At 65.6% G+C, this 23,025-nt stretch carries 20 protein-coding genes; 10 read left to right on the forward strand and 10 right to left on the reverse strand.

Features of this window, described 5'->3' with window-relative positions:
* Positions 1 to 29 precede the first annotated feature (29 nt).
* The 6 genes from WN73_RS36365 to WN73_RS36390 all read left to right on the forward strand — a co-directional run bounded on the left by WN73_RS36365 (position 30) and on the right by WN73_RS36390 (position 6,590).
* The gene (locus WN73_RS36365) at positions 30 to 1,160 is read left to right on the forward strand and encodes an ABC transporter substrate-binding protein (RefSeq protein ID WP_271557044.1); all 1,131 of its coding nucleotides are present in this window, start codon (positions 30 to 32) and stop codon (positions 1,158 to 1,160) included.
* Between the two features lie 202 nt (positions 1,161 to 1,362).
* On the forward strand, positions 1,363 to 2,238 hold the full coding sequence (locus WN73_RS36370) for a branched-chain amino acid ABC transporter permease (protein ID WP_011083877.1): 876 nt from the start codon (positions 1,363 to 1,365) through the stop codon (positions 2,236 to 2,238).
* The gene (locus WN73_RS36375) at positions 2,235 to 3,233 is read left to right on the forward strand and encodes a branched-chain amino acid ABC transporter permease (protein WP_011083876.1); all 999 of its coding nucleotides are present in this window, start codon (positions 2,235 to 2,237) and stop codon (positions 3,231 to 3,233) included. The genes WN73_RS36370 and WN73_RS36375 overlap by 4 nt, the downstream gene beginning before the upstream one ends.
* The gene (locus tag WN73_RS36380; RefSeq protein ID WP_025576614.1) at positions 3,230 to 3,973 is read left to right on the forward strand and encodes an ABC transporter ATP-binding protein; all 744 of its coding nucleotides are present in this window, start codon (positions 3,230 to 3,232) and stop codon (positions 3,971 to 3,973) included. The genes WN73_RS36375 and WN73_RS36380 overlap by 4 nt, the downstream gene beginning before the upstream one ends.
* An 11-nt stretch (positions 3,974 to 3,984) precedes the next feature.
* Complete coding sequence (locus tag WN73_RS36385; protein ID WP_271557049.1) at positions 3,985 to 4,722, forward strand: ABC transporter ATP-binding protein; 738 nt, start codon at positions 3,985 to 3,987, stop codon at positions 4,720 to 4,722.
* Positions 4,719 to 6,590, forward strand: a complete 1,872-nt coding sequence (locus tag WN73_RS36390; protein ID WP_271557051.1) for a bifunctional sugar phosphate isomerase/epimerase/4-hydroxyphenylpyruvate dioxygenase family protein — start codon at positions 4,719 to 4,721, stop codon at positions 6,588 to 6,590. Before WN73_RS36385 ends, WN73_RS36390 begins: the two co-directional genes overlap by 4 nt.
* A 301-nt stretch (positions 6,591 to 6,891) precedes the next feature.
* On the opposite strand, the gene WN73_RS36395 is transcribed toward WN73_RS36390, so the two are convergent.
* Positions 6,892 to 8,064 (reverse strand): ABC transporter substrate-binding protein, encoded by a 1,173-nt coding sequence (locus WN73_RS36395; protein WP_028172709.1) that lies wholly within the window; start codon positions 8,062 to 8,064, stop codon positions 6,892 to 6,894.
* Positions 8,065 to 8,364: 300 nt separating this feature from the next.
* Between WN73_RS36395 and WN73_RS36400 the strand changes: the two genes are divergently transcribed.
* On the forward strand, positions 8,365 to 9,630 hold the full coding sequence (locus WN73_RS36400; RefSeq protein ID WP_028172708.1) for an NAD(P)/FAD-dependent oxidoreductase: 1,266 nt from the start codon (positions 8,365 to 8,367) through the stop codon (positions 9,628 to 9,630).
* Between the two features lie 290 nt (positions 9,631 to 9,920).
* Here the strand turns inward: WN73_RS36400 and WN73_RS36405 are convergent, their stop codons facing one another.
* From WN73_RS36405 to WN73_RS36415, 3 genes are read right to left on the reverse strand one after another with little or no spacing between them, the layout of a single operon-like run.
* Positions 9,921 to 11,132: an ABC transporter substrate-binding protein gene (locus WN73_RS36405; RefSeq protein ID WP_028172707.1), complete on the reverse strand. Its 1,212-nt coding sequence runs from the start codon at positions 11,130 to 11,132 to the stop codon at positions 9,921 to 9,923.
* 52 nt (positions 11,133 to 11,184) lie between these two features.
* Positions 11,185 to 11,508, reverse strand: coding sequence for a 2Fe-2S iron-sulfur cluster-binding protein (locus tag WN73_RS36410; RefSeq protein ID WP_028172706.1), 324 nt, complete (start codon positions 11,506 to 11,508; stop codon positions 11,185 to 11,187).
* Between the two features lie 12 nt (positions 11,509 to 11,520).
* On the reverse strand, positions 11,521 to 12,729 hold the full coding sequence (locus tag WN73_RS36415; RefSeq protein WP_028172705.1) for a cytochrome P450: 1,209 nt from the start codon (positions 12,727 to 12,729) through the stop codon (positions 11,521 to 11,523).
* Positions 12,730 to 12,812: 83 nt separating this feature from the next.
* Here WN73_RS36415 and WN73_RS36420 point away from each other — a divergent pair, with 83 nt between their 5' ends.
* Positions 12,813 to 13,319, forward strand: a complete 507-nt coding sequence (locus WN73_RS36420; RefSeq protein WP_028172704.1) for a MarR family winged helix-turn-helix transcriptional regulator — start codon at positions 12,813 to 12,815, stop codon at positions 13,317 to 13,319.
* A 409-nt stretch (positions 13,320 to 13,728) separates the two neighbouring features.
* Here the strand turns inward: WN73_RS36420 and WN73_RS36425 are convergent, their stop codons facing one another.
* Positions 13,729 to 15,585 (reverse strand): feruloyl-CoA synthase, encoded by a 1,857-nt coding sequence (locus WN73_RS36425; protein ID WP_028172703.1) that lies wholly within the window; start codon positions 15,583 to 15,585, stop codon positions 13,729 to 13,731.
* 147 nt (positions 15,586 to 15,732) lie between these two features.
* Here WN73_RS36425 and WN73_RS36430 point away from each other — a divergent pair, with 147 nt between their 5' ends.
* Both WN73_RS36430 and atzF read left to right on the forward strand, forming a co-directional pair.
* Entirely contained in the window at positions 15,733 to 16,248 is a 516-nt protein-coding gene (locus WN73_RS36430; RefSeq protein ID WP_074076513.1) for a MarR family winged helix-turn-helix transcriptional regulator, read from the forward strand.
* A gap of 217 nt (positions 16,249 to 16,465) precedes the next feature.
* Positions 16,466 to 18,274, forward strand: a complete 1,809-nt coding sequence (atzF, locus tag WN73_RS36435; RefSeq protein ID WP_028172701.1) for an allophanate hydrolase — start codon at positions 16,466 to 16,468, stop codon at positions 18,272 to 18,274.
* 114 nt (positions 18,275 to 18,388) lie between these two features.
* Here the strand turns inward: atzF and WN73_RS36440 are convergent, their stop codons facing one another.
* From WN73_RS36440 to WN73_RS36460, 5 genes are read right to left on the reverse strand one after another with little or no spacing between them, the layout of a single operon-like run.
* Positions 18,389 to 19,111: a GntR family transcriptional regulator gene (locus WN73_RS36440; protein ID WP_028172700.1), complete on the reverse strand. Its 723-nt coding sequence runs from the start codon at positions 19,109 to 19,111 to the stop codon at positions 18,389 to 18,391.
* A gap of 4 nt (positions 19,112 to 19,115) precedes the next feature.
* A complete protein-coding gene (gene hpxZ / locus WN73_RS36445) occupies positions 19,116 to 19,508 on the reverse strand; it encodes an oxalurate catabolism protein HpxZ (RefSeq protein ID WP_028172699.1) in 393 nt (130 codons plus the stop codon).
* 1 nt (position 19,509) lies between these two features.
* Entirely contained in the window at positions 19,510 to 20,904 is a 1,395-nt protein-coding gene (locus tag WN73_RS36450; protein WP_028172698.1) for an AtzE family amidohydrolase, read from the reverse strand.
* Between the two features lie 7 nt (positions 20,905 to 20,911).
* Positions 20,912 to 21,091, reverse strand: coding sequence for a DUF4089 domain-containing protein (locus tag WN73_RS36455; protein WP_028172697.1), 180 nt, complete (start codon positions 21,089 to 21,091; stop codon positions 20,912 to 20,914).
* Between the two features lie 15 nt (positions 21,092 to 21,106).
* Positions 21,107 to 22,942, reverse strand: a complete 1,836-nt coding sequence (locus WN73_RS36460; protein WP_028172696.1) for a dipeptide ABC transporter ATP-binding protein — start codon at positions 22,940 to 22,942, stop codon at positions 21,107 to 21,109.
* Positions 22,943 to 23,025: the final 83 nt, after the last annotated feature.

The following is a 23,025-nucleotide window of genomic DNA, read 5'->3' on the forward strand; positions in this document are numbered from 1 at the left end:
CAACATCAGAGGGAACGGGAGGAGAGACGATGAAATCGACTATTCTGGCAGGCGCCCTGCTTGCCTTCGCGACTGCAACCAGCGTCCACGCACAGGCGATCAAGCTCGCCGACGTCGCCGAGCTGTCGGGCGGCGGCGCCACCGTCGGCACCAACTGGAAGAACGGCATCGACCTCGCGATCGAGGAGATCAACGCCAAGGGCGGCGTGCTCGGCCGCAAGCTCGAGGTCACCCATGCCGACTCGCAATCCAATCCGGGCGTTGCCCGCGCGCAAGTGCAGAAGGCACTCGATGCCGAGCCCTATGTGCTGCTCGGACCCGGCTATTCCGGCTCGGTGAAGGTCACCGCACCGCTCGCGGCCGAAGCCGGCATCGCGCAGATCATGGGCGGCGAAGCCGCCGAGCTGACGCAAGCCGGCAACAAGTTCCTGTTCCGCACCTCGTTCGGCCAGCAATCCTCGATGCCGAAGGTCGCGAAATACATCCACGACGAGATGAAGGCGAAGTCGGTCGCGGTGGTCTGGGTCAACAACGACTTCGGCCGCGGCGGACGCGACGTCGTCGTGAAGGAGCTCGACCGGCTCGGCTCCAAGGTCGTCGCCGATCTCTCCACCGAAGCAGGCCAGGCCGACTTCGCCGCCGACGTCGGCAAGATCAAGTCCGCCAATCCCGATGCCGTGTTCGTCTATCTCAACGAGGAAGAGAGCGCGCGCATCCTGAAAGAGTTGAAGCGCCAGGGCGTCACCGCGCCGCTGATGGGCGAGACCACGCTGATCGGCCAGAAGGTGATCGAGCTCGCCGGCGACGCCGCCAACGGCGCGCGCGGCCATGTCGGCCTCACCACGGACGCACCGGTCGACCTGATCAAGGCGTTCCGCGAGAAGTTTTCCAAGAAGTACAATTACGTGCCGGACCACAACGGCCTGAAGGGCTACCTCGCCGTCTACATGGTGAAGGCCACCACCGAAAAGATGGGCAAAATCGATTCCAAGGCGTTCGCCGACACGCTGCACGGCCTGACCATCAAGGCCGCCGACGAGCCGGGCATCCTGATGGACGTCACCTTCAGCGAGACCGGCGACATCGACCGCCAGAGTTTTCTGGTCGAAGTGGTCGAAGGCAAGCAGGTGGTGAAGCAGGTGCTGCCGAAGGTGAAGTGAGGCTCTGGTCTTTCATCTCTCCCCGCTCGCGGGGATCTCTCCTGTCGGGGTGAGGGGTGCTTCTGCGAATCCAACTGTCGCTGGTATTCGCGGAAAGAGGCCCCTCACCCCAGCTCTCTCCCCGTAAGAACGGGGAGAGGGAGAAAAAAGAGAACGGGGAGAGGGCGACGACTGAGCAGCGCTAGGGACACGAGAGGGGAAAATGTCCAATCTGTTCGATCTTCTGGTCGCAGGACTTGCCACCGGCGCCATCTACGCACTGGTCGCGGTCGGCTTCACGCTGCTGTGGCAGACCTCGCAGACCATCAATTTCGCGCAGGGCGAGTTCGTGATGCTGCCGGCGTTCCTGATGCTCGCGACGATGCATGTTGGCGCGCCGTTCTGGCTCGCGATCATCCTCGGCATCTTGCTCTCGATGATCCTGCTCGGCCTCGCCTTCAAGATGTTGCTGGTCGATCCGATGATGCGCCATGGCGTGCTGCCGCTGGCGATCGCGACCATGGCGCTGGCGATCGGCATCAAGGAATCGGTGAAGCAGTTCTTCAGCGCGGAGGCCTCGCCGTTCCCCTCGATCGTGCCGACCGGCGATATCTCCATCCTCGGCCACGCCGTCTCGCTGCAAAGCATCGGCGTCCTCGTCGTCGCCATTCTTGCAGTCTTCGGCCTGACCTCGCTCCTCAACCGCACCTCGCTCGGCCACCAGATGCAGGCGGCGGCGCAGAATCCGACGGTGGCGCGCATCATCGGCGTGCCGGTGGAGCGCATGATCCTGTTGACCTTCCTGATCAACGCCTTCCTGGTCGCGCTGGCCTCGCTGCTGATCACGCCGATTTACCTCGCGAAATTCTCGTCCGGCGAGGTGCTGGGCCAGGCTGCCTTCATCGCGGCGATCGTCGGCGGCTTCAACCAGGTGCGCGGCGCGATCGCGGGCGGCCTGTTGATCGGCGTGCTCGACAATCTCGCGGCAAGCTACGTCTCGACGCAATACCGCGCGGCCGTGCCGCTGATCTTCCTGATCGTCGTCATCCTGTTCCGGCCGCAAGGACTGCTCGGCCGCGCCGAGGAGCGCACGGTATGAGCAGCTTTGGCAAACCCCTGAAGATCGCGCTCGGCCTCATCGTCATCGCCGGCCTGATCATCGTCCCCATGAACTTCAACCGCTACGGCCTGTTCATCCTGAGCCAGTGGGCGGTGATGACCATCGCCGCGATGGGCCTCAACCTCACGCTCGGCTATGCCGGCCAGGTCTCGCTCGCCCAGGGCGCCTTCGTCGGCATCGGCGCCTATGCGGCGGCGATCATGACCACCCATGGCTGGCCGCTGCCGGTCGCGATCCTGGTTGCGATCGTCTTGAGCTTCGGCGTCGGCTGGGTGCTCGGCTATCCCGCGCTGCGCGTGCAGCACCACTACCTCGCTTTCGTCACGCTCGCCTTCTCGACATTGGCCTTCCTCGTGTTCCGCAACGAGAGCTGGCTGACGGGCGGCATCTACGGCATCTCCAACATTCCGCGCCCGCATTTCTTCGGAATCGCGACCAACAAGCCGCTGCCCTTCTACTATGTCTGCCTCGGCTCGCTCGCGATCGTCTCGCTCGCGGTGTGGTGGCTGATCCGCTCGCCCTGGGGCCGCGCCTTCATGGCGCTGCGCGAAAACCCGCTGCGCGCGCAATCGCTCGGCATCGACACAAGGCGCTACACGCTGATGGCGTTTGCGATCGGCTCGGCGCTTGGCGGCGTTGCCGGCGCGCTCTACGCGCCGCTGACGCAATATATCGATCCGGTGCCGTTCAACCTGTCGCTGTCGCTCGATCTCCTGATGATGGTGATCGTCGGCGGCGCCGGCTTCTATTTCGGTCCCTTCCTGGGCGCGATGATCGCGGTGCTGCTGCCGGAATGGCTGCGCTTCACGGAAGGGTATTACCTGATGCTCTATGCGATCGCGGTGATGCTGCTGCTGATCTGGTCGCCGACCGGCATTTTGGGAATCCTCGACCGCTACCTCGCCGAGCGCCGCACCAAGGCGGCCTCCGCGCTGCGCGCCGTGGCAAAATCCCGGCTGGAGACGGTGCAATGAGTGCGGTCCTCGAAGTCACCAACATCAAGAAGAATTTTGGCGGCATCAGCGCGGTCGCCGACGTCAGCTTCGACGTCCGCGAAGGCGAGATCCTCGGCCTGATCGGGCCGAACGGCTGCGGCAAGTCGACCCTGTTCAACTGCATTCTTGGCCAGCTCACGCCATCAGGCGGCGAAGTGAAGCTCGACGGCAAGGTGGTCACGGGGCTGCGCCCCTCCGAGCTCAACAAGCTCGGTGTCAGCCGCACCTTCCAGCTCTTGCAGGTGTTTCCAAAACTGTCGGTGCGCGAGAATTTGATCCTCGCGGGACAGGAGCACCAGGGCAACATGGCCTCGCGCCTGGTCGGCCGCTCCGATGCCGGGCTGACGGAGGCCGCCAACCAGATGATCGGCTTCTTCAAGCTCGATCACCTCGCGGCTGAACCTGCCGGCGGCCTGTCCTACGGCCAGCAGAAGCTGCTCGATGCCGCCATGGCTTTCATGGGCGGACCGCGCCTCGTGCTGCTCGACGAGCCCGCCGGCGGCGTCAACCCGTCGATGCTGGCGGACCTGAAGGACCGGCTGGTCGCGATCAACCGCGAGAAGAACGCGACCTTCGTCGTGATCGAGCACAACATGGAGTTCGTGATGTCGCTGTGCTCGCGCGTGATGGTGATGGCGGAAGGCAAGGTGCTGGCGATGGGACGGCCGGACGAGGTCCGCAAGAACCCGGCCGTGATCGAAGCTTATCTGGGGCATTGAGGGCACGAGCCATGAGCGACCCGATCCTCTCGGTTCACAATCTCGTCGGCGGCTACGGCAAGATGACGATCCTGAACGGCACGACGTTTTCCGTTCCGCAGGCCACCATCACCACCATCATCGGCCCCAACGGCGCCGGTAAGTCGACCGTATTCAAGGCGATCTTCGGCCTGCTCAGGCTGCGCGAGGGCAAGGTCAGTTTTGCCGGTCGCGACGTCACGAACTTAAGCCAGCGCGGGCTGCTCAATGCCGGTATCTGCTACGTTCCGCAGGGCCGCAACATCTTCCCCGAGCTGTCGGTGCGCCACAATGTCGAGCTCGGCGGCGTCGCCGCCGGAAAGGGTCTCGACCTGCCCAAGCGGATCGAGGCGGCACTCGACCTGTTTCCGGCGCTCCGTCGCAAGTCGGCACAGCAGGCATCGACGCTCTCGGGCGGCGAGCAGAAGCAGCTCGAGATCGCCCGCTCGCTGCTGCTCGAGCCGAAGCTCGTGCTGATCGACGAGCCCTCGATCGGCCTGTCGCCGCTGATGGTGCAGCAGACCTTCGACATCCTCAAGAGCCTGCGCGACCGCGGCGTCACTATCCTGATGATCGAGCAGAACGCGCGCTCGGCGCTGGAGATCTCCGATATCGGCATCGTGCTCGAGCTCGGCCAGACCCGCATGGTCGACGGCGCGAAGCGCATCCTGAACGATCCCCGCATCGGCCAGCTCTTCCTCGGGGGAGCCATGGAGGAGACAGCAGCATGAACAAGCGCTCGATCGCGACCGTCTCTCTCTCAGGGGCGCTGGATGAAAAGCTGCGCGCCATCGCAGCCGCCGGCTTCGACGAGGTCGAGATCTTCGAGAACGACCTGCTGTCGTTCGGCGCAGGCCCGCGCGACATCGCAAAGCTCTGCCGCGATCTCAACCTCAAGATCTGCGCGTTCCAGCCGTTCCGCGATTTCGAGGGCATGCCGGAGCCGCAGCGCGCGCGCAACTTTGCCCGCGCCGAGCGCAAGTTCGACTTGATGCAGGAGCTCGGCACCGACCTGCTGCTGATCTGCTCCAACGTCTCCCCCAGCTCGCTCGGCGGCATCGACCGCGCCGCGGACGATTTTCGCGAGCTCGGCGATCGCGCGGCCAAGCGGGGCTTGCGCGTCGGCTACGAGGCGTTGGCCTGGGGACGGCACGTCAACGACTACCGCGATGCCTGGGAGATCGTGCGGCGCGCCGATCATCCCGCGATCGGCGTCATCCTCGACAGTTTTCATGCACTCGCCCCGGGCTTTCCGGTCCGCGCGATGGCCTCGATCCCCGGCGACAAGATCTTTCTGGTGCAGCTCGCCGACGCGCCGAAGCTCGAGCTCGACATTTTGTCCTGGAGCCGGCACTTCCGCTCGTTTCCAGGCCAGGGCGACCTGCCGGTCGGCGAATTCATGGCGGCGGTCGCGGCGACCGGCTATGCCGGACCGCTGTCGCTGGAGATTTTCAACGACCAGTTCCGCGCCGGCTCGGCGGCCCAGACCGCGATCGACGGCCTGCGGTCGCTGATCCTGCTGGAGGACCAGCTTGCACCGGATTGGCCGAAGCTCGTCAGCGAACCACTGGCGCCGAAGGCCAAAAGTCACGGCACCGGCTTCATCGAGTTCGCCGTCAACGAGACCAAGGCCGGCGAACTCGCCCGCCTGTTGTCGCAGCTCGGATTCCGCAAGACCGGCAAGCATCGCAGCAAGGCGGTGGAGCGCTGGTCGCAGGGCAAGGTCGAGCTCGTCATCAATTGCGAGACCGACGGCTTTGCGCATTCGCACTACGTCACGCATGGCCCCGGCGTCTGCGCCATCGCGCTCGACGTCGACAATGCGGGCCTTGCCATGCAGCGCGCCGAGGCATTGAAGGCGCGCACCTTCTATCAGCCGGTCGGGCCGGGCGAGCTGGAGATTCCCGCGATCCACGGCGTCGGCGGCAGCCTGCTTTATTTCCTCGATCAGGCCGGCAAGAACTGGGACACCGATTTCGAACCGGTTGCGAGCGAGGCGAGCGCGGACGCGTTGCTCGCCGTCGACCATATCGCGCAGTCGATGCCCTATGACGAGATGCTGTCCTGGCTGCTGTTCTACACCGGCATCCTCGACCTCAAGCGCCTGCCGCAGATGGAGATCGCCGATCCCAGGGGCCTCGTGCAGAGCCAGGCCATCATCAACGGCGACCAGAGCCTGCGTTTCGTGCTCAACGGCTCCTCCGCCAACCGCACCCTGCCGGCCCGCTTCATCTCGGAGTTCTTCGGCTCGGGCGTGCAGCACGTCGCGTTTGCCTGCCGGGACATCTTTGCAGCGGTCGCCGCGATGCGCGCCCGCGGCGCGGGCTTTCTGGATATTCCCGACAATTACTACGACGACATCGAAGCCAAATACGACCTCGCGCCCGACCTGATGGCGCAGCTGCGCGCCAACCACATCCTCTACGACCGCGAGGGCGACGGCGAGTTCTTCCAAGTCTACACCCACATCTTCGACGAGCGCTTCTTCTTTGAGATCGTCGAACGAAGGAATTATCAGGGCTTCGGCGCGGCCAATGCCGGGATCAGGCTCGCGGCGCAATCACGCGAAGTGCGGCCCGCGAGCATGCCGCGGGTGTAGCTCTTCACCTCTCCCCGCTCGCGGGGAGAGGCCGGAATTCGCGCGTAGCGCGGATTCCGGGTGAGGGGGAGTCTCCGCGAGAGACATGACAATCGGGAGCACCACTCTCTCAATACGTCGTTGCCAGCGCAGCGAAGCAATCCAGAATCCCTCCGCGGAAAGGCTCTGGCTGCGCTCGCAATGACGATGTGGGGAATTTCGAGGAATTCGACTCGCTCCGTCCTCGCGGAGACAGCCCCTCACCCCGCCCCTCTCCCCGTAACAACGGGGAGAGGGAGAGGAGAGAGCTCGCCCAACCAGCTCACTTCATCGCGCACTTCTGATGGAAGCGATCCTGGTCGTTCTCGACGATGGTGGCGACCGTCTTCAGCGCGAGCTGGCCATCGGCGTCCTTGACCACGTCCTGGAGATAGAAGCTCTGCACCGGGATGTGGTTGTTGCCGTACTTGAACGCACCGCGCAGCGACTTGAAGTTGGCCTTCTCCATCTCGGCCTTCATCGCGTCCTTCTTGCTGGTGTCGCCCTTCACCGCGACGACGGCGCTGTTGATGAGCTGGGCGGCGTCGTAGGTCTGGGCGCCGTAATAGGTCGGACGCAGATTGGGGTACTTCTTGCGGTAGTCGGCAACGAAGCGCTTGTTCTGCTCGTTGGGCAGGTCGTTCACCCACTGCTGCGCGCCGGGAACCCCTAACGCGTTCTCCTTCTGGAGCGGCAACGACAGCTCGTCGACGGTGAAGGCGGTGTAGAGCGGCATCGTGCTCTTCAGGCCGGCCTGGGTATATTGATTGAGGAACTGCACGCCGGCGGCACCGGGGTAGAACACGAAGATCGACTCGGCGCCGGAAGCGCGGGCCTTGGAGAGCTCGGCGGAGAAGTCGAGCTGGCTCGGCCAGACCGTGTATTCTTCGCCCTTGATCTCACCCTTGAAGGTGTTCTTGAGGCCCGCGAGCATGTCCTTGCCGGCCGCGTAGTTCGGCCCGATCAGGAAGACGCTCTTGACGCCCTTCTGGTTCATGTAGAGGCCCATGGCCTGCGGCGTCTGGTCGTTCTGCCAGGAGGTCGAGAACACGTAAGGTGAGCAGAGCTCGCCGGCGAGCTGCGACGGGCCGGCATTGGCCGAGATCAGGAAGGTCTGCGAGTCCACCGCGGTCTTCAAGGAAGCCAGCAGCACGTTCGACCAGATATAGCCGACGATGAAATCGACCTTGTCGGACTGCACCAGCTTCTCGGTCTTCTGCTTGCCGACATCGGGCTTCTGGCCGTCGTCCTCGTAGATCACCTCGACCGGCTTGCCGTCCATCTTGCGGCCGAGATGATCCAGCGCCAGCTCGAACGAGTTGCGCATGTCGTTGCCGATCACGGCGGTCGGGCCGCTGAAGGTCGAGACGAAACCGATCTTGATGGTGTCGCCGGCGAATGCCGGATTTGCCAGCACCAGCGCCGCTGCGCCCGCCAGCCAGAATGCCGTCCTCATAACCACTCCCCTCCTTATTATTGATCCCGGAAACGGGGTGATCGCCGCCCCGGGGCCTGTCTCTATTGAACGCAAAATCTGTCGAGCCGCCAATGGCTCAGCACCCGTCCCTGCACCATATTTCGCCCCCATCGGCGATGGCAAGAAATATAATTCTACTCACTTCGGTGGAGGCTGCGGCGCTTTTTCGCGGCACGACGATACGCCCAGCCTATTCCGCGATTGATGACGGCTATTGGACCGCGGGTCACTTTCCGCACTTAAATGAAGCGGAGAAGCAGCAAGAGTCGAGGGCGCATCATGACCACCACACCCCATCGTGTCGTCATCGTCGGCGCCGGCTTCGGCGGGCTGGAGGCGACCTACCGGCTGGCGGGCGCCCCGGTCGACATCACGCTGATCGACCGCCGCAACCATCATCTGTTCCAGCCGCTGCTCTACCAGGTCGCGACCGCATCGCTTGCGACCAGCGAGATCGCCTGGCCGGTCCGCCATCTCATGCGCGACCGGCGCGAGGTGACGACGCTGTTCGCGACGGTCAGCGGCGTCGATGCTAACAGGCGCTGCGTGCTGATCGACGACGGCAGCGAGGTGCCCTACGACACGCTGGTGCTCGCCACCGGTGCGCGTCACGCCTATTTCGGCCATGACGAATGGGAGCAGTTCGCGCCCGGCCTGAAGACGCTGGAGGACGCGACCACGCTGCGCCGGCATATCCTGGTGGCGTTCGAGCGCGCCGAGCGCGAGACCGATCCGGCCAAGCGCGCGGCGCGGCTGACCTTCGTCATCGTCGGCGCCGGCCCCACCGGCGTCGAGCTCGCCGGCACCATCGCCGAAATGGCGCATCACACCCTGCCGGAAGATTTCCGCAACATCGATACGACCAAGGCGCGCGTGGTGCTGATCGAGGCGGGGCCGCGCGTGCTCGCAGGCTTCGCCGACGAGCTCTCGGCCTATGCACAGGCGTCGCTGGAGAAGATCGGCGTCGAGGTCGTGCTCGGCCAGCCCGTCACCGAGATCGACCGCGACGGCGTGGTCTATGGCGGCACGCGCCTGGACGCGAAGACCAAGATCTGGGCCGCGGGCGTGCGCGCCTCGCCCGCCGCCGAATGGCTGGGCGTGCCGGCTGATCGCGCCGGCCGTGTGCAGGTCGAGGCCGACCTGACGATCCCCGGCCATCCCGAGATCTTTGCCATCGGCGACACCGTGACGATCAGTGCCTGGGAGGGCAAGCCGGTGCCCGGAATCGCGCCCGCCGCCAAACAGCAGGGGCGGCACGTCGCCGAGACCGTCAAGGCGCGCCTGCGCGGAGAGACGAAGGGAGCGTTCCGCTACAAGCACTCTGGCAGCCTCGCGCAGATCGGCAAGCGCCTCGCGGTGATCGATTTCGGCCGCATCAAGCTGCGCGGCACCATCGCGTGGTGGATCTGGGGCATCGCCCACATCTACTTCCTGATCGGCCTCCGCCACCGCCTCAGCGTCGCCCTGAGCTGGCTCTGGATCTACGCGCGAGATCAGCGCGCGGCGAGGCTGATTACGCAGGGATCGAGCAAGGTGGTGGGGTGACGGCTTCTCCCTCTCCCCGCTTGCGGGGAGAGGGTCGGGGGTGAGGGGGAGTCTCCGCGGGGACAGTAGGAGTCGAATCCTTCGATGCTCCCCCACCGTCATTGCGAGCGCCGCGAAGCAATCCAGGTCTTCCCGCGGAGGAATTCTGGGTTGCTTCGCTGCGCTCGCAATGACGCGTTGAAAGATCGTCGTTCCCGCGGACATGTGACTCGCGGAAGCACCCCCTCACCCGGATTGCATCTTCGATGCAATCCGGCCTCTCCCCGCAAGCGGGGAGAGGCAAAGAGCAATTACTTCACCAACTCGCACCCGCCCTCCGCAAGCGGGCGAAACGCCTGCTCCGCCGGAATCGTCGAGACCAGCTTGTAATAGTCGTAAGGGTATTTTGACTCCTCCGGCCTCTTCACCTCGAACAGATACATGGGATGCACGACGCGGCCGTCCTGACGGATGGCGGTGTCGCCGAATAGTTTGTCCTTGCCCCTGAACTTCTTCATCTCGGGCACGGCGTCCTTCGCATTGTCGCTGCCGGTGGCGGCAACCGCGTTGAGATAAGCGAGCGTGGAGGCATAGACGCCGGCTTGGTTTCCGCTCGGCATCTTGCCGTTCATCCCCGGCCGCGCACCGAAGCGCTTGGCAAACGCGCGGGTGTCGTCGTTCATGTCCCAGTAGAAGGCTTCCATGAGCTGGAGCCCCTGCGCGACCTTGATGCCCATGCCGTGGACGTCGTTGATGAAGAGCAGGAAGGCGACGAGCTTCTGCCCGCTTTGCTGAATGCCGAACTCGGCGGCCTGCTTCACCACATTGATGGTGTCGCCGCCGGCATTGGCAAGGCCGATCACCTGCGCCTTCGAGCTCTGCGCCTGCAACAGGAAGGAGGCAAAGTCAGACGTGCCGAGCGGGTGCTTGGAGGAGCCGATCACTTTGCCGCCATGCGCCTCGATATATTTCTGCGCTTCGGCCTCGATACCCTTGCCGAGCGCGAAATCGACCGTGAGGAAGTACCAGTCCTTGCCGCCGCGCGACACCATCGCGGCCGCCGTGGTGTTGCCGGTCGCCCAGGTGTCGTTGACCCACTGGATGGTGTTGGGCGAGCAGGCCTTGCCGGTCAGATCCGAGCTCGCCGTGGACGACGCCAGGAAAGTCATGCGGCTGTCGCGCAGCAGCGTGTTGATGGAGAGGCCGACCGCAGAATTCGGCACGTCGACGATGGCATCGACGCCCTCGACATCGAGCCATTTGCGCGCAATCGCATTGCCGACATCGGCCTTGTTCTGGTGGTCGGCATAGACGATCTCGACCTTGATGTTCTTACCCCCGCCGTTGAAATCCTCGGCCGCCATGCGCGCGGCTTCGACCGAGCCCATGCCGTTGGTGTCCTGGAAGATGCCGGAGATGTCGTTGAGCACGCCGATGCGCACGACATTGTCGGAGATTTCGCCGCTTGCTGCGCCGCTCACGAGGCTTGCGGCCAGCGCGAGCGTCCATTTCAGGTGTTTCATTGTTCCCTCCCCTTATGTGTGTCGCGCCGGTCGTCGCCGGCACGTTTGGAATTCAGACCTGTCGTTCCGGCAGTCTCAGCACGAGCCCGTCGAGCGCGGGCGTGATCATGATCTGGCAGGACAGCCGGCTGTTCGGCAGCCGCTCGGCGGCGGTGCCGTCGAGCAGCGCGTCTTCGTCATCTGCCATCGCGGGCAGGCGCGCGAGCCAGGCTTCATCGACATAGACGTGGCAGGTCGCGCACATGGCATTGCCGCCGCACTCGGCCAGGATGCCGTCGAGGCCATGGCGGGTCGCGGCCTGCATGGCGCTTTCGTCGGCTGACGTTTCGACACGATCGGACTTGCCGTCGGCACGAATGAAAGTAATGGCAGGCATCGAGGCTCCTCGTCAGGCCGGGGTGATAGTGACCGGCAGGCTGTCGAGCCCGCGCAGCGTGTTGTTGAAGCGGCGTTTCGGCTCGCCCGTGATCTCGATCTTCGCGATGCGCCGCGCCAGCGCCGTCAGCATCACTTCGCCTTCGAGGCGCGCGACGAGCTGGCCGACGCACATGTGGATGCCGGAGCCGAATCCGACATGGCCGGACGAGCGGCGGGTGACGTCATAGCTGTCGGGCTTGTCCCAGCGGCGCGGATCGCGATTGGCGGCGGCGAGAAACATCAGCACCTTCTCACCTTCGCCGATCGTCGCGCCCGACAGTTCGACCTCACGTGTGGTGGTGCGGAAGAAGGTCTGCACCGGGCTTTCGAAACGAACCGCTTCCTCGAAGGCGCTGCGCGCGAGTGAGAGATCGCCGCGCAGGCGCTGCCATTGCTCCGGAAAGCGCGCGAGGCAATAGACGGCCGCGCCGATGCCGTTGACGGTGGTGTCGAGGCCGGCCGACAGCAGCGAGCGCACCAGCAGCGGCGCTTCGGTCGCCGTGATGGCGCCCTCGTCGACCTGGGCATGAATGCAGGCACCAAACCCGCCGGGCGCGAGGTTCTCGCGCTGGCATTGCTCGGCGACATAGGCTTGGTGTGGCGTCGAGCGCGCGATCGCCTCCTGGCGCAGCTGGTTGGGCGGCCCGAACGCGTTGAACACGACGCTCGCGTAGGGAATCAGATGCTCGCGCCCCTCGGATTTCAGCCCGAGCGCATCCGGGAAGATCGAGAGCGGATAGGCCTCGGCGAGGTCGGCGATCGCATCGAAGCTGCGCTTTTCGATCAACGCGTCCACCCGCCCCTCGGCCGCCGCGGCAAAGCGGTCGCGCACCTGCTTCATCACCGTCGGCGACAGCACCTTTGACAGCACGGCGCGGGTCCGGGTGTGCGCGGGCGGATCGGCCTCGAGGATCAGGCTCGGCGGCCGCCACGGCGTCTCCTTCTTGAAATCGGAGAGGCCGACGCCGCGGCTGGAGCAGAACGTCGCGGGATCGTTCAGCACGGCGTGGACCTCGGCATAGCGCGCCACGCCATAGACGTTCCACTTGTCGAGATAGACCACCGGCCCCGCCTCCCGCAGCAGCTCGTGCGTGGGATAGGGGTCGGCAAAAAAATTCATGTCGAAGGGATCGACGTCGAGATGCGGGACGCCTGATGCGGCGGAGCCGGGTACGCTCATGGAAGTCCTCCCTCATTTTGATCTTGTGAAAGGGCCGCGCTTGCCCTTAGGTCTCCGGGCACCACGCGAGTCAAAAGCCCGATATGCCGACGTCTTCGACCAGAGCCCGCCAAAAGCCCGCGCCCGCCGAGACCGGGCCGACGCTCGATCTCGATCGTTACGTCCCGGCGTTCATCACCTTCATCGCCAACAAGCTCTCGAACAGCGCGACCGCGCTCTACCAGCGCGAGTTCGGCGTCAACGTCACGGAATGGCGGATCATGTCGCTGCTGGCGATCGAGCCCGGCATTCCCGCCTCGCGCATCTGCCACGTCATCGGCTTCGACAAGGGGCCGGTGAGCCGGACGCTTGCCGGCCTCGAGAAGCGCGGGCTGGTGTCGATCCGCACCGACCCGAATGACGGTCGCACCCATTCGATCGCGCTGACGGCGAGAGGACGCGCCACCCATGACAAGGTGATCGTCGCAGCGTTCGAGCGCGAACGGCGCCTGCTGTCCTGCCTGAGCAAGGACGAGCGCGAGGTGCTGATCGATCTGCTCCGCCGGCTGCACGAAAATCTCGGCGCGGTGACGGGCAGCAGCACCGCCTGACGCACCGCGCGTGAAGCGCGCCGCATCGCCGCTTTCAGGCATGCGCCGGCATTTGCCCGCGGCACCATTCCTGCCGAGCATCGTTTCCTCCGAGATCAGGCGCGGCGGTTCGTCCACCGTCATCCTTGTCCGGAACGGTTCGCACAAATTAGTTGCTTAGGCAACAAAAGAATCTGGCAGGATATTGCGGCAGGTTGGCTGGCCTATGGGCAGTCTGTCTCACACTCAGCTCGTCATTCCGGGGCGCGCGTAGCGCGAACCCGGAATCCATCGTGCAACAGCCCCTGCAGTGAAACGGATTCCGGGTTCGGGCCAAGAGGCGCGCCCCGGAATGACGGCGAGACGACCTCGACTGCGCTATTACGCGGTTGCTTCATCGTCTCGATGAGGCGCCGCCTCCGCGGTCAATTCACCCGACGCACCCAATCCATTCCCCCGACGCATCGTCATTCAACCGCGCCACCGCCTCCGCACGCCGCGTCAGCACCGCGCGCTGGTTGATGTAGCCCTTGTCGGTGATCTCGCCGCCGTCCACCGATGGCGGTTCGGCGAGCAGCAGCGCACGGGTGGCGTGGCCGGAGGAATTGGCGCCCTGCTGCTTCAGCCTTGCGAGGCCCTGAGCGATCGCAGTCCTGACCTTGTCATGTGCCAGCACATCATTCACATCGGCCGTCTCCGGCAAACCGGCATGCCCACGGCACGCCGGGATGTTCGGGAACACCAGAAAGCGCACTTCGTCTCCGCCATGACCGGCGACGACGATGTCCTGCGCGAGCGGCGCCAGCGCGGCGATGCCGGCGAGCCGCAGCGTGCCGACGCTGACCCAGGTGCCGGAATTGAGCTTGAAGTCCTCCGCGACACGCCCGTCGAAGAACAGGCCGCGCTCCGGCCGCGCGCTATCAGCAAGCTTCACCGCATCCCCGATGAGATAAAAGCCCTCGTCGTCAAACGCCTGCCTGGTCAGCTCGGGCGCCTTCCAGTAACCCGGCGTGACGTTGGGGCCGCGCACGCGCACTTCCAGCTTGTCGCCGGAGGTGACGAGCTTCAGCTCGGTACCGGGTATCGGCACGCCGATATTGCCGGAGCGCTCGGCGAGGAAATGGCAGTCGGTCGCCAGCGGCGAGGTTTCCGTCGAGCCCCAGGCCGACACCATCGGCAGCGGGCGACCGACGGTTTCGACGGACAATTGTTCGAGCGCGTCCCACAGGTTCTGCGGCAGCGCTGCGCCCGCATAGAAGGCGAACTTCACCTCGCTGAAGAAGCGGCGGCGCAACGCTTCGTCACCGCGCAATGCCGCGATCAGCATGTCGAAGCCGCGCGGCACGTTGAAATAGACCGTCGGCATCACGCTTTTCAGGTTCGCGAGCGACGTCGCAAAGAGACCGGGCGCAGGCTTGCCGCCGTCGATATAGAGTGAGCCGCCGTTGCGCAGCACCAGGTTGAAATTGTGGTTGGCGCCGAAGGTGTGGCTCCAGGGCAGCCAGTCGAGAATGACGAGATCGCTGCCAGCCTGTTCGAGGAAGGTCCAGGTCTGCGCCTTGGCCTGCTGGCTCGAGGTCAGCATGCGCTGGGTGTTGATGACGGCTTTCGGCGTGCCGGTCGAGCCTGACGTGAACAGGAACTTTGCGATCGTGTCCGGCGTCACCGCGGCAAAGGCTTTTGCGACGTCGACAATTTCGGGCGTTGCCGCAACGGCGCTGAAGGCGAGTGCGTCGGCGTCAGCGCCGTTGCCGCTGATGATCTGCGCCTTGTGCAGCGGCTCGATCGCAGCCAGCGCCGCCGCGAACGGCTTCGTCGCGGAGACGTAGATCGCGCCCGGCTCGAGCAGCGCGATCATGCTCTTGAGCTTGTCGAAATCTCTGGACATCAGCGAATAGGCCGGTGAGATCGCGGCGGAGGGCACGCCGATATGCTGCGCGGCAAGCGCAAGCAGCGCATGGTCGATGCTGTTATCGGAGAGGATCACGAGCGGGCGTTCGGCGCTGAGGCCTTGCGCCAGGATCCACGACGCCGCACCACGCACCTGGCGCAAGGTGTGCGCGTAGGTGACGGTGGTCCATGGCGCTTCGGCATTGCCGCGCTCGGCGAGGAAGATCGCATCGGGCGTCTGCCGCGCCCATTGCTCCAGCCAGTCGCCGATGCAGCGCGCGCTGTCGCGCAACGGCTCCGGCGAGCGCAGCACGATGCTGCCGTCGGTGCGATGCTCGGCGATCGTCTTGGGCGCTGCGAACAGACTTGACGCGTCACCGCGTAAGGCGGCTGTCATGTGTTTCCTCCTCCGCCCGGATGTCCGGATCGGCCGCAGCCTCGTTCCGGACTGCCTTGGCCATTCTGCCTTGGCCATAATGTTGGGCACGACAATTGTTGTCGTCAACAACAATCTTCCGCACGGCCGTCCGAGGCGCTACAAGGGATGCATGGCAGGAGACGCGACGTGACAGCCACGGTAGCCCAAACTTCCCCACGCAAACGCGCCGGCAACGGCGCGGCGCGGCGGAACGACGCGGACGAGATAGGGCTCGACGCGCTGGTCGGACACGCCGGCTACGCGGTGCGGCGTTTCCAGATCTGGATCTTTCAGGACTTCATCAAGACGCTGGGCGGGGTCGACATCCGGCCGACGCAATATTCGGTGCTGACGGTAATCGGCGCCAATCCGGGCCTGTCGCAGATGGCGGTGGCCAAGCGCCTCGGCATCGAGCGCGCCCGGCTGGTGCATCTGCTCGACAGCCTCGAACAGCGCAAGCTGGTGAAACGGGTCAAGTCGAAGGCGGACCGGCGCTCCCACGCCCTGCACCTGACCGCCCAGGGCGAGACGGCGCTGGCGAAGTTCAAGCGGCTCGCCGACGAGCACGAGCGCCATGTCGAGGCGAAGATCGGCAAGGAGAACCGGGAGCGGCTGCTCCAGATCCTCGCTGGCTTCACCTGATCCAGACTGCCCAAAATTTGCGCAAATGCCCGGAACAAGGCGTTGGCGCGATGCCCCGCCCGGCCGCCGAAATATCCCCCAACCTACTGATCTCCCGATAATATCCGGAGCAGCCGCGCTGCCCGGATTCTGTACGATTCTGTACACAATGGCACATCGCTTGCTTCAATCCGGGTGAGGACATGTTGCCGGAGTTTTGTCGCCATGAGGGCTGAAAATGGGGGCTGAACAGCCTGAAACGATCGCCGCGATTGTGGCCGCGCATCGCGCGGGCACGCTCACGCCGGCACAGACCATCGCGCGCACCTATCAACGCATCCGCGACCACAACGATCCCGCCGTCTTCATCAGCCTGCGCGACGAGAAGGACGCGATCGCGGAAGCTGAAAAGCTTGCCGCGCGCGCGGATGCCGCCAGCATACCGCTCTATGGCGTCCCGGTCGCGGTGAAGGACAACATCGACGCGCTGGGCTTTCCGACCACGGCGGCCTGCCCCGCCTTCTCCTACACACCGACCCATGACTCGACCGCGGTGGAGCGCCTGCGCGCAGCCGGCGCCATCATCATCGGCAAGACCAATCTCGACCAGTTCGCAACCGGCCTCGTCGGCGTGCGCTCGCCCTACGGCATTCCCAAAAATTCGATTCGCGAGGATCTGATTCCCGGTGGCTCCAGCTCAGGCTCGGCGACCGCCGTCGGCGCCGGCCTCGTGCCGCTGTCGCTCGGCACCGACACCGCCGGCAGCGGCCGCGTGCCGGCCATGCTCAACAACATCGTCGGGCTGAAGCCAAGCCTCGGCATGATCTCGACCGCGGGCCTCGTGCCGGCCTGCCGCACGCTCGACTGCATCTCGGTATTCGCCCTGACGGTGGACGATGCTGCACTCGCACTCTCCGTGATGGCGGGACCTGACCAGGCCGATCCATTCTCGCGCGACCGGCCGCTCGGCGCGCTCACGCCGTTCCCCGCAAACCTGCGCCTCGGCGTGCCGCGCAACGGGCAGCTGATCTTCTTCGGCGACAAGAAGGCGGAAGCCGCTTATGGCGAGGCGCTGAAGCGCTGGACCGCGCTTGGCGCGACGCTGGTCGAATTCGACCTCGAGCCGTTCTACGAGACGGCGCGACTGCTCTACGAAGGGCCCTGGGTTGCCGAGCGCTATCTCGTGATCAAGAACCTGCTGGCGTCCGCGCCCGATATGATCCATCCGGTGACGCGCGAGATCACCGCGGCCGGTGCGCGGCTGACGGCGGCGGACACCTTCTCCGCGCTCTATCGCCTGCAGGGCCTGCGCAAGATCGCCGAGCGCACCTTTGCCAATATCGACGCGCTGGTGCTGCCGACGGCGCCGACCGCGTATACGACCGCGCAGGTGCTGGCCAACCCGATCGAGCTCAACAGCCGGCTCGGCACCTACACCAATTTCGTCAACCTGCTCGACCTCTGCGGCCTCGCCGTGCCGGCATCGATGCGCGCCGACGGCATCCCGTTCGGCATCACGCTGCTGGCGCCGGCCGGCCGCGATGCGCTGCTGGCGAGCATCGGCCGCGTATTCCATGCGGATACCAGGCTGAGCGTCGGCGCGAAGGGCGTCGCGCAACCCGCGCTCGCGCCGCTTGCCGCAGGCGGCATCGACGAGATTCCGATCGCCGTCGTCGGCGCGCATCTGTCCGGCATGGCGCTGAACGGCGAGTTGAAGGCGCTGAACGGAAAGCTGATCGAGGCGACCAAAACCGCACCGGACTACAAGCTCTATGCGCTTCCGACGACGCCACCGAAGCCGGGCATGCTGCGCGTCGCAGCCGGCAAAGGCGCGGCCATCGAGCTGGAGATCTGGTCGCTTTCTGCGGCTGCGTTCGGCAAGTTCGTCAACGCGATTCCGGCGCCGATGGCGATCGGCACCATCAGGCTCGCCGACGGCCGCAGCGTGAAGGGCTTTCTCGTCGAGCCGGAAGTGCTCGGCGAAGCGCGAGACATCACAAGCTACGGCGGTTGGCGCGCGTATATGGCGGAGGCGGCCACGGCGTAGCTCTCGTAGGGTGGGCAAAGCGTAGCGTGCCCACCAATTCCAACATCATTGCGGATGGGTGGTGGGCACGGCGCGTTGCGCCTTTGCCCACCCTACGGCACGGAATGCGCGGCGCTAAACCGACACCGCGTAGATCTCGTACTCCCCGCGCACCAACTCGATATGGGCGCGCATGGCGGCGGCGGCGCCCTGCTTGTCGCCGCGCATGATGGCGACGACGACGCGGTCGTGCTCGGCTTGCGACTTGGCGAGACGGCCGAGGTTGCGGAACTGGGCACGGCGGAACGGCTGCACGCGGACGCGGGTCGCCAGCGTGATCTCGGCGATGTAACCGTTCTGCGAGCCGGCATAGATCGCGTTGTGGAAGCGCTCGTTGACCTCGTGGAACCGATCAGGATTGCCGGTGTAGCTGAGGACACGCAGCTCTTCGTGGATGGCCTCCAGGCCGTGGCGTTCGGCGGCGGACATGCGCTCGGCGGCAAGGCCGGCGCACAGCGCTTCCAGCTCCGCCATCGCCTCGAACATGCTCTTCAGCCGTTCGATCGACGGCTGCGCCACCACCGCGCCGCGGTGCGGCCGGGCCTCGACGAGGCCGCTCGCCACCAGCTGGCGCAGGGCCTCGCGCACCGGCGTGCGCGAGACGTTGAAACGCCGCGCGATGTCGGTCTCGTCCAGCGGCGAGCCGGGAGCCAGGGCTCCGCGCACGATCTCGTCGGCGAGCTGAAGGCGCAGCTCCTCGGCGCGCGTGACCTTCTGCACCGACGGCAGGGCCCGGTCGACGCGGGGCACCACCGGCTCGGCCGGCAGTGTTCCCTGCGGAAGGTCGTCAAGCGTCATACGATCAGTTCTCTTTCGACTCGTCGATGATGCTGACATGGGCGGCGACGACGCGCCAGCCCTCCGGGAAGCGAATCCAGGTCTGCATCTGCCGGCCGACCTTGCCGGGCGCCGTGTCGCGATAGAACAGGGTGGAGGCGACGGCCGTGTCGCGGCCATAGCTGCTGATGACGGTTTTCGCGGTGCGACGGTTGAGGCCGACCGGCGAGCGGCCGGCGCGGAAGCCGGAGATCGCCTCATAGCCATAGAGGTTCTCGCCGATTCCGTAGCGCAGCGTGCGGGGATCGTTGCGGAACAGCTCGCCGAGCACGGTTACGTCGTTGGTGACCAGGGCCTGCTCATAACGATCGAATGCGGCTTTGACTTCCGCGATCACCTCTGGGAGATCGATCTCCATCTCAGAATCCTCTCGGGGCTGGCGCCGCGACAACGCCCATCCGTTCCAACGCATGCGCGACGCGCAACGCGATGTCCTCGCGCCAGGGCGCGGCGATGATCTGCACGCCGATCGGCAGCGGCTCGAGCGGCACCGGCACCGCGACCACGGGCAGGCCGATGAAGGAGATCGGCTGGGTGTGGATGCCGATATTGGCGCGCACCGGCAGTTCGACGCCGTCGAGATTGAAATTCACCTGCCCGAGCTTTGGCGCAGTGCACGGCGTCGCCGGCGCCAGCAGCACGTCGACCGATTTGAAGATTTCGGAAAACTGCGCGCGATACCAGCGGCGGAATTTTTGCGCGCGATCGACCAGCGGCGCGGGCACCATGGCGCCCGCGATCAGGCGGTCGCGCACGGCGGGATCGAAATCGTTCGGACGCTTGCGCAGGCGATCGAGATGCAGCGAAGCGCCTTCGGTGGTGGAGATGACGTAAGCCGCCGCGCGGGCACGCGCGGCTTCGGGCACATCCACGATTTGCGTCGCGCCGAGCGCCTTGGCGACGCGGCTCACGGCTTCGACGGCCTCGGGAAACACGTTCTTCTGGAAGTAGCCGCCGGCGATCGCGATGCGCAGGTCCGAGACCGGATTGGCGAGCAGCGGCACCGTCGGCTCCAGACCGCGTGTGGTGCAGGCGGCATCGCCCGCATCCGGCCCCTGCATCGCATCGTAGGCGAGCGCGAGATCGGTGACGGAGCGCGCGAACGGGCCGAGATGATCGAAGCTCGCGACGAACGGAAACGACCGCGCCCGCGACAGCCGGCCATAGGTCGGCTTCAGGCCAAAGATGCCGCAGAACGAGGACGGCACGCGAATCGAGCCGTTGGTGTCCGAGCCCAGCGCGATCGGCACCAGCGCGCCGCCGACGGCGCTGCCGGAGCCGCCGGAGGAGCCGCCGCTCATGCGCGTCGTATCGTGCGGATTGCGCGATGGACCGTCGTGAATGTTCTCGCCGGTGAAGTCGTAGGCGTACTCGCCCATGTTGAGCGCGCCGACCAGAACCGCGCCGGCCGCTTCCAGCCGCTCGATCAAGGTGGCGTCTCGCTTGGCGGGTGCGAGGTCGCGGTTGATCTTCGAGCCGGCACGGGTCGAGAGGCCCGCGACATCGAACAGGTTCTTCACCGCGAAGGGCACGCCGGCGAGCGGGCCGACCTCCTTGCCGGCGGCAATGTCGGCGTCGATCGCACGCGCCTTGGCGCGGGCGCGCTCGGCGGTGACGTCGGTGAAGGAATTGAGGATGGTGTCGTGCTGCTTGATGCGCGCGAGCGCGGCTTCGGTGGCAGCGAGGGCGGACATCTTGCCGCCTGCCACCGCTTTCGCGATGTCGGCAGCACTCATCTCTGGCTTGGTGGTCATGGCGGCGTCAGACGGAGAAGATCGGCGCCGGCTCGGTCTCGTCCGGCAGCGCGAATTCGTCGACGAGGCGGGCGAGCCGCAGCGACACTTCGAGATTGGCGCGAACCGCCGGCCTCCAGGCCTCCTCGATCGGCAATGCCAGCGCTTTCGATACGGCGTCGATATAATCGTCCAGCGGCTCGGCCATCACGCTCCCAAACAATCAGTGTACCGGCAACGGCGGATGCGGGATCGCCGTCAGCAGCTCCTTGGTGTAGTCGTCCTGCGGATCGCTCAAAACCCTCTCGGAAGAGCCTTCCTCGACGATTCGACCCGTCCGCATCACAATGACACGATCGCACAGCAAGCGCACTACGTTCAAATCATGCGAGACGAACAGATAGCTCATACCTAGCCGCGCCTTGAGGTCCTGGAGCAGATTGAGGACCACGGCCTGGACCGAGACGTCGAGCGCCGCGGTCGGCTCGTCCAGGATGACGAGTTTCGGGTGCAGGGCAATCGCCCGGGCGATGCCGACGCGGGCCTTCTGGCCGCCGGACAATTGGTGCGGAAACCGATCCAGCAGATTGTGCGGCAGGCCGACCATGGTGGCCAGCTCCTCGCAGCGGGCGCGCAGCGCATCGCGGCCCCTGACGTCGCCGAGCTGCATGATCGGGTCGGCGATGGCGCGCGCGGCGGTGAAGCGCGGATTGAGGCTGTCGGTCGGGTCCTGGAACACCATCTGGATGCGGCTGCGCTGCGGCAGCCGGGCAAACGAGGCCGGCGCGATGCCGCCGATGTCCTCGCCGTCGAACTGGATCAGGCCGGAGGTCTGGTCCAGGAGCCGCATCACCATCATCGAGGTGGTCGATTTGCCGCAGCCGGATTCGCCGACGAGCCCGACGCTCTCGCCATGGCCGATCGAGAAGCTGATGCCGTCGACGGCGCGGAATACATCCGGCTCCACCGGCGGCTTGCGGCCGAACAGTTTGCCGAGCGTGGCGGTGGCGCCCTGACGGGGATACTCTTTCACGAGCTTTTCGATGAGAAGGAGAGGCTGTTCGCTCTTCCCCCTCTCCCCGCTTGCGGGGTCGCGACGAGCTTCGCTCGCGCTGAGAGGGTTGGGGTGAGGGGGCGTCTCCGCGAGCACGGTGCTTGGAGAGTCCCCCTCACCCCCCGCACTTCGTGCGTCGGCCTCTCCCCGCACGCGGGGAGAGGCGAAGGAAGCCCCCTCCTCCTCCGGCAACAGATCCCGCAAGCTCACGCCGAGCCGCGGCGTCGCGCGCATCAGCTTCTTCGTATAGGGGTGCTGCGGATTGGCGAAGATATCGGCGGCCTTGGCGGTCTCGACCACGCGGCCCTTCTCCATCACCACGACGCGGTCGCAATAGGCGGCGGCCAAACCCAGATCATGCGTGATCAGGATGGTCGACATCGCGCGGCGCCTAGTCAGCTCGACGATCAGGTCCATCACCGCCTTCTGGGTGGTGACGTCGAGGCCGGTGGTCGGCTCGTCCGCGATCAGGAGTTGCGGGTTGCAGGCCAGCGCCAGCGCGATGACGACGCGCTGGCACATGCCGCCGGACAGTTCGAACGGATAGGCGTGGTAGCGCTCGCGCGGGCGGGCGATCTTGACCTGCTCCAGCGCCTCGATCGCCTTCTCACCGTGATCGGCGACCTGGGCCTGCTGCACATGGGTGCGCAGCACGTCCTCGATCTGGTCGCCGACCTTGCGGATCGGATTGAGTGCGGCGCGCGGGTTCTGGAAGATCATCGAGACTTCGCGGCCGCGCAGGTCGCGCATCTGGTCTTCGGTCGCAGCCTTCACGTCGATGCCGGAGAACATCACCGAGCCATCGGCGATCCGCCCGGCACGGTCGAGGATGCGCATCACCGCATAGGACGTCACCGACTTGCCGGAGCCGGACTCGCCGACGATGGCGAGCGTCTCGCCCTTGGCGACGGAGATGTTGACGTGCTGCACCGCCTTCACGGTGCCGCGGCGGGTGGTGAATTCGACCGTGAGGTCCTGGACGTCGAGCAGCGGCTGGGCGGTCATGGATGGCTCCCGTCACTCAAAAAGGTCGAAAACAACCCCATGCACAGTAGAAGGGCGTTGGATTCATTGGACAATTTCGACGG

This window comes from Bradyrhizobium sp. CCBAU 45394 (assembly GCF_028128655.1).
Classification (GTDB): Bacteria; Pseudomonadota; Alphaproteobacteria; order Rhizobiales; family Xanthobacteraceae; genus Bradyrhizobium; species Bradyrhizobium diazoefficiens.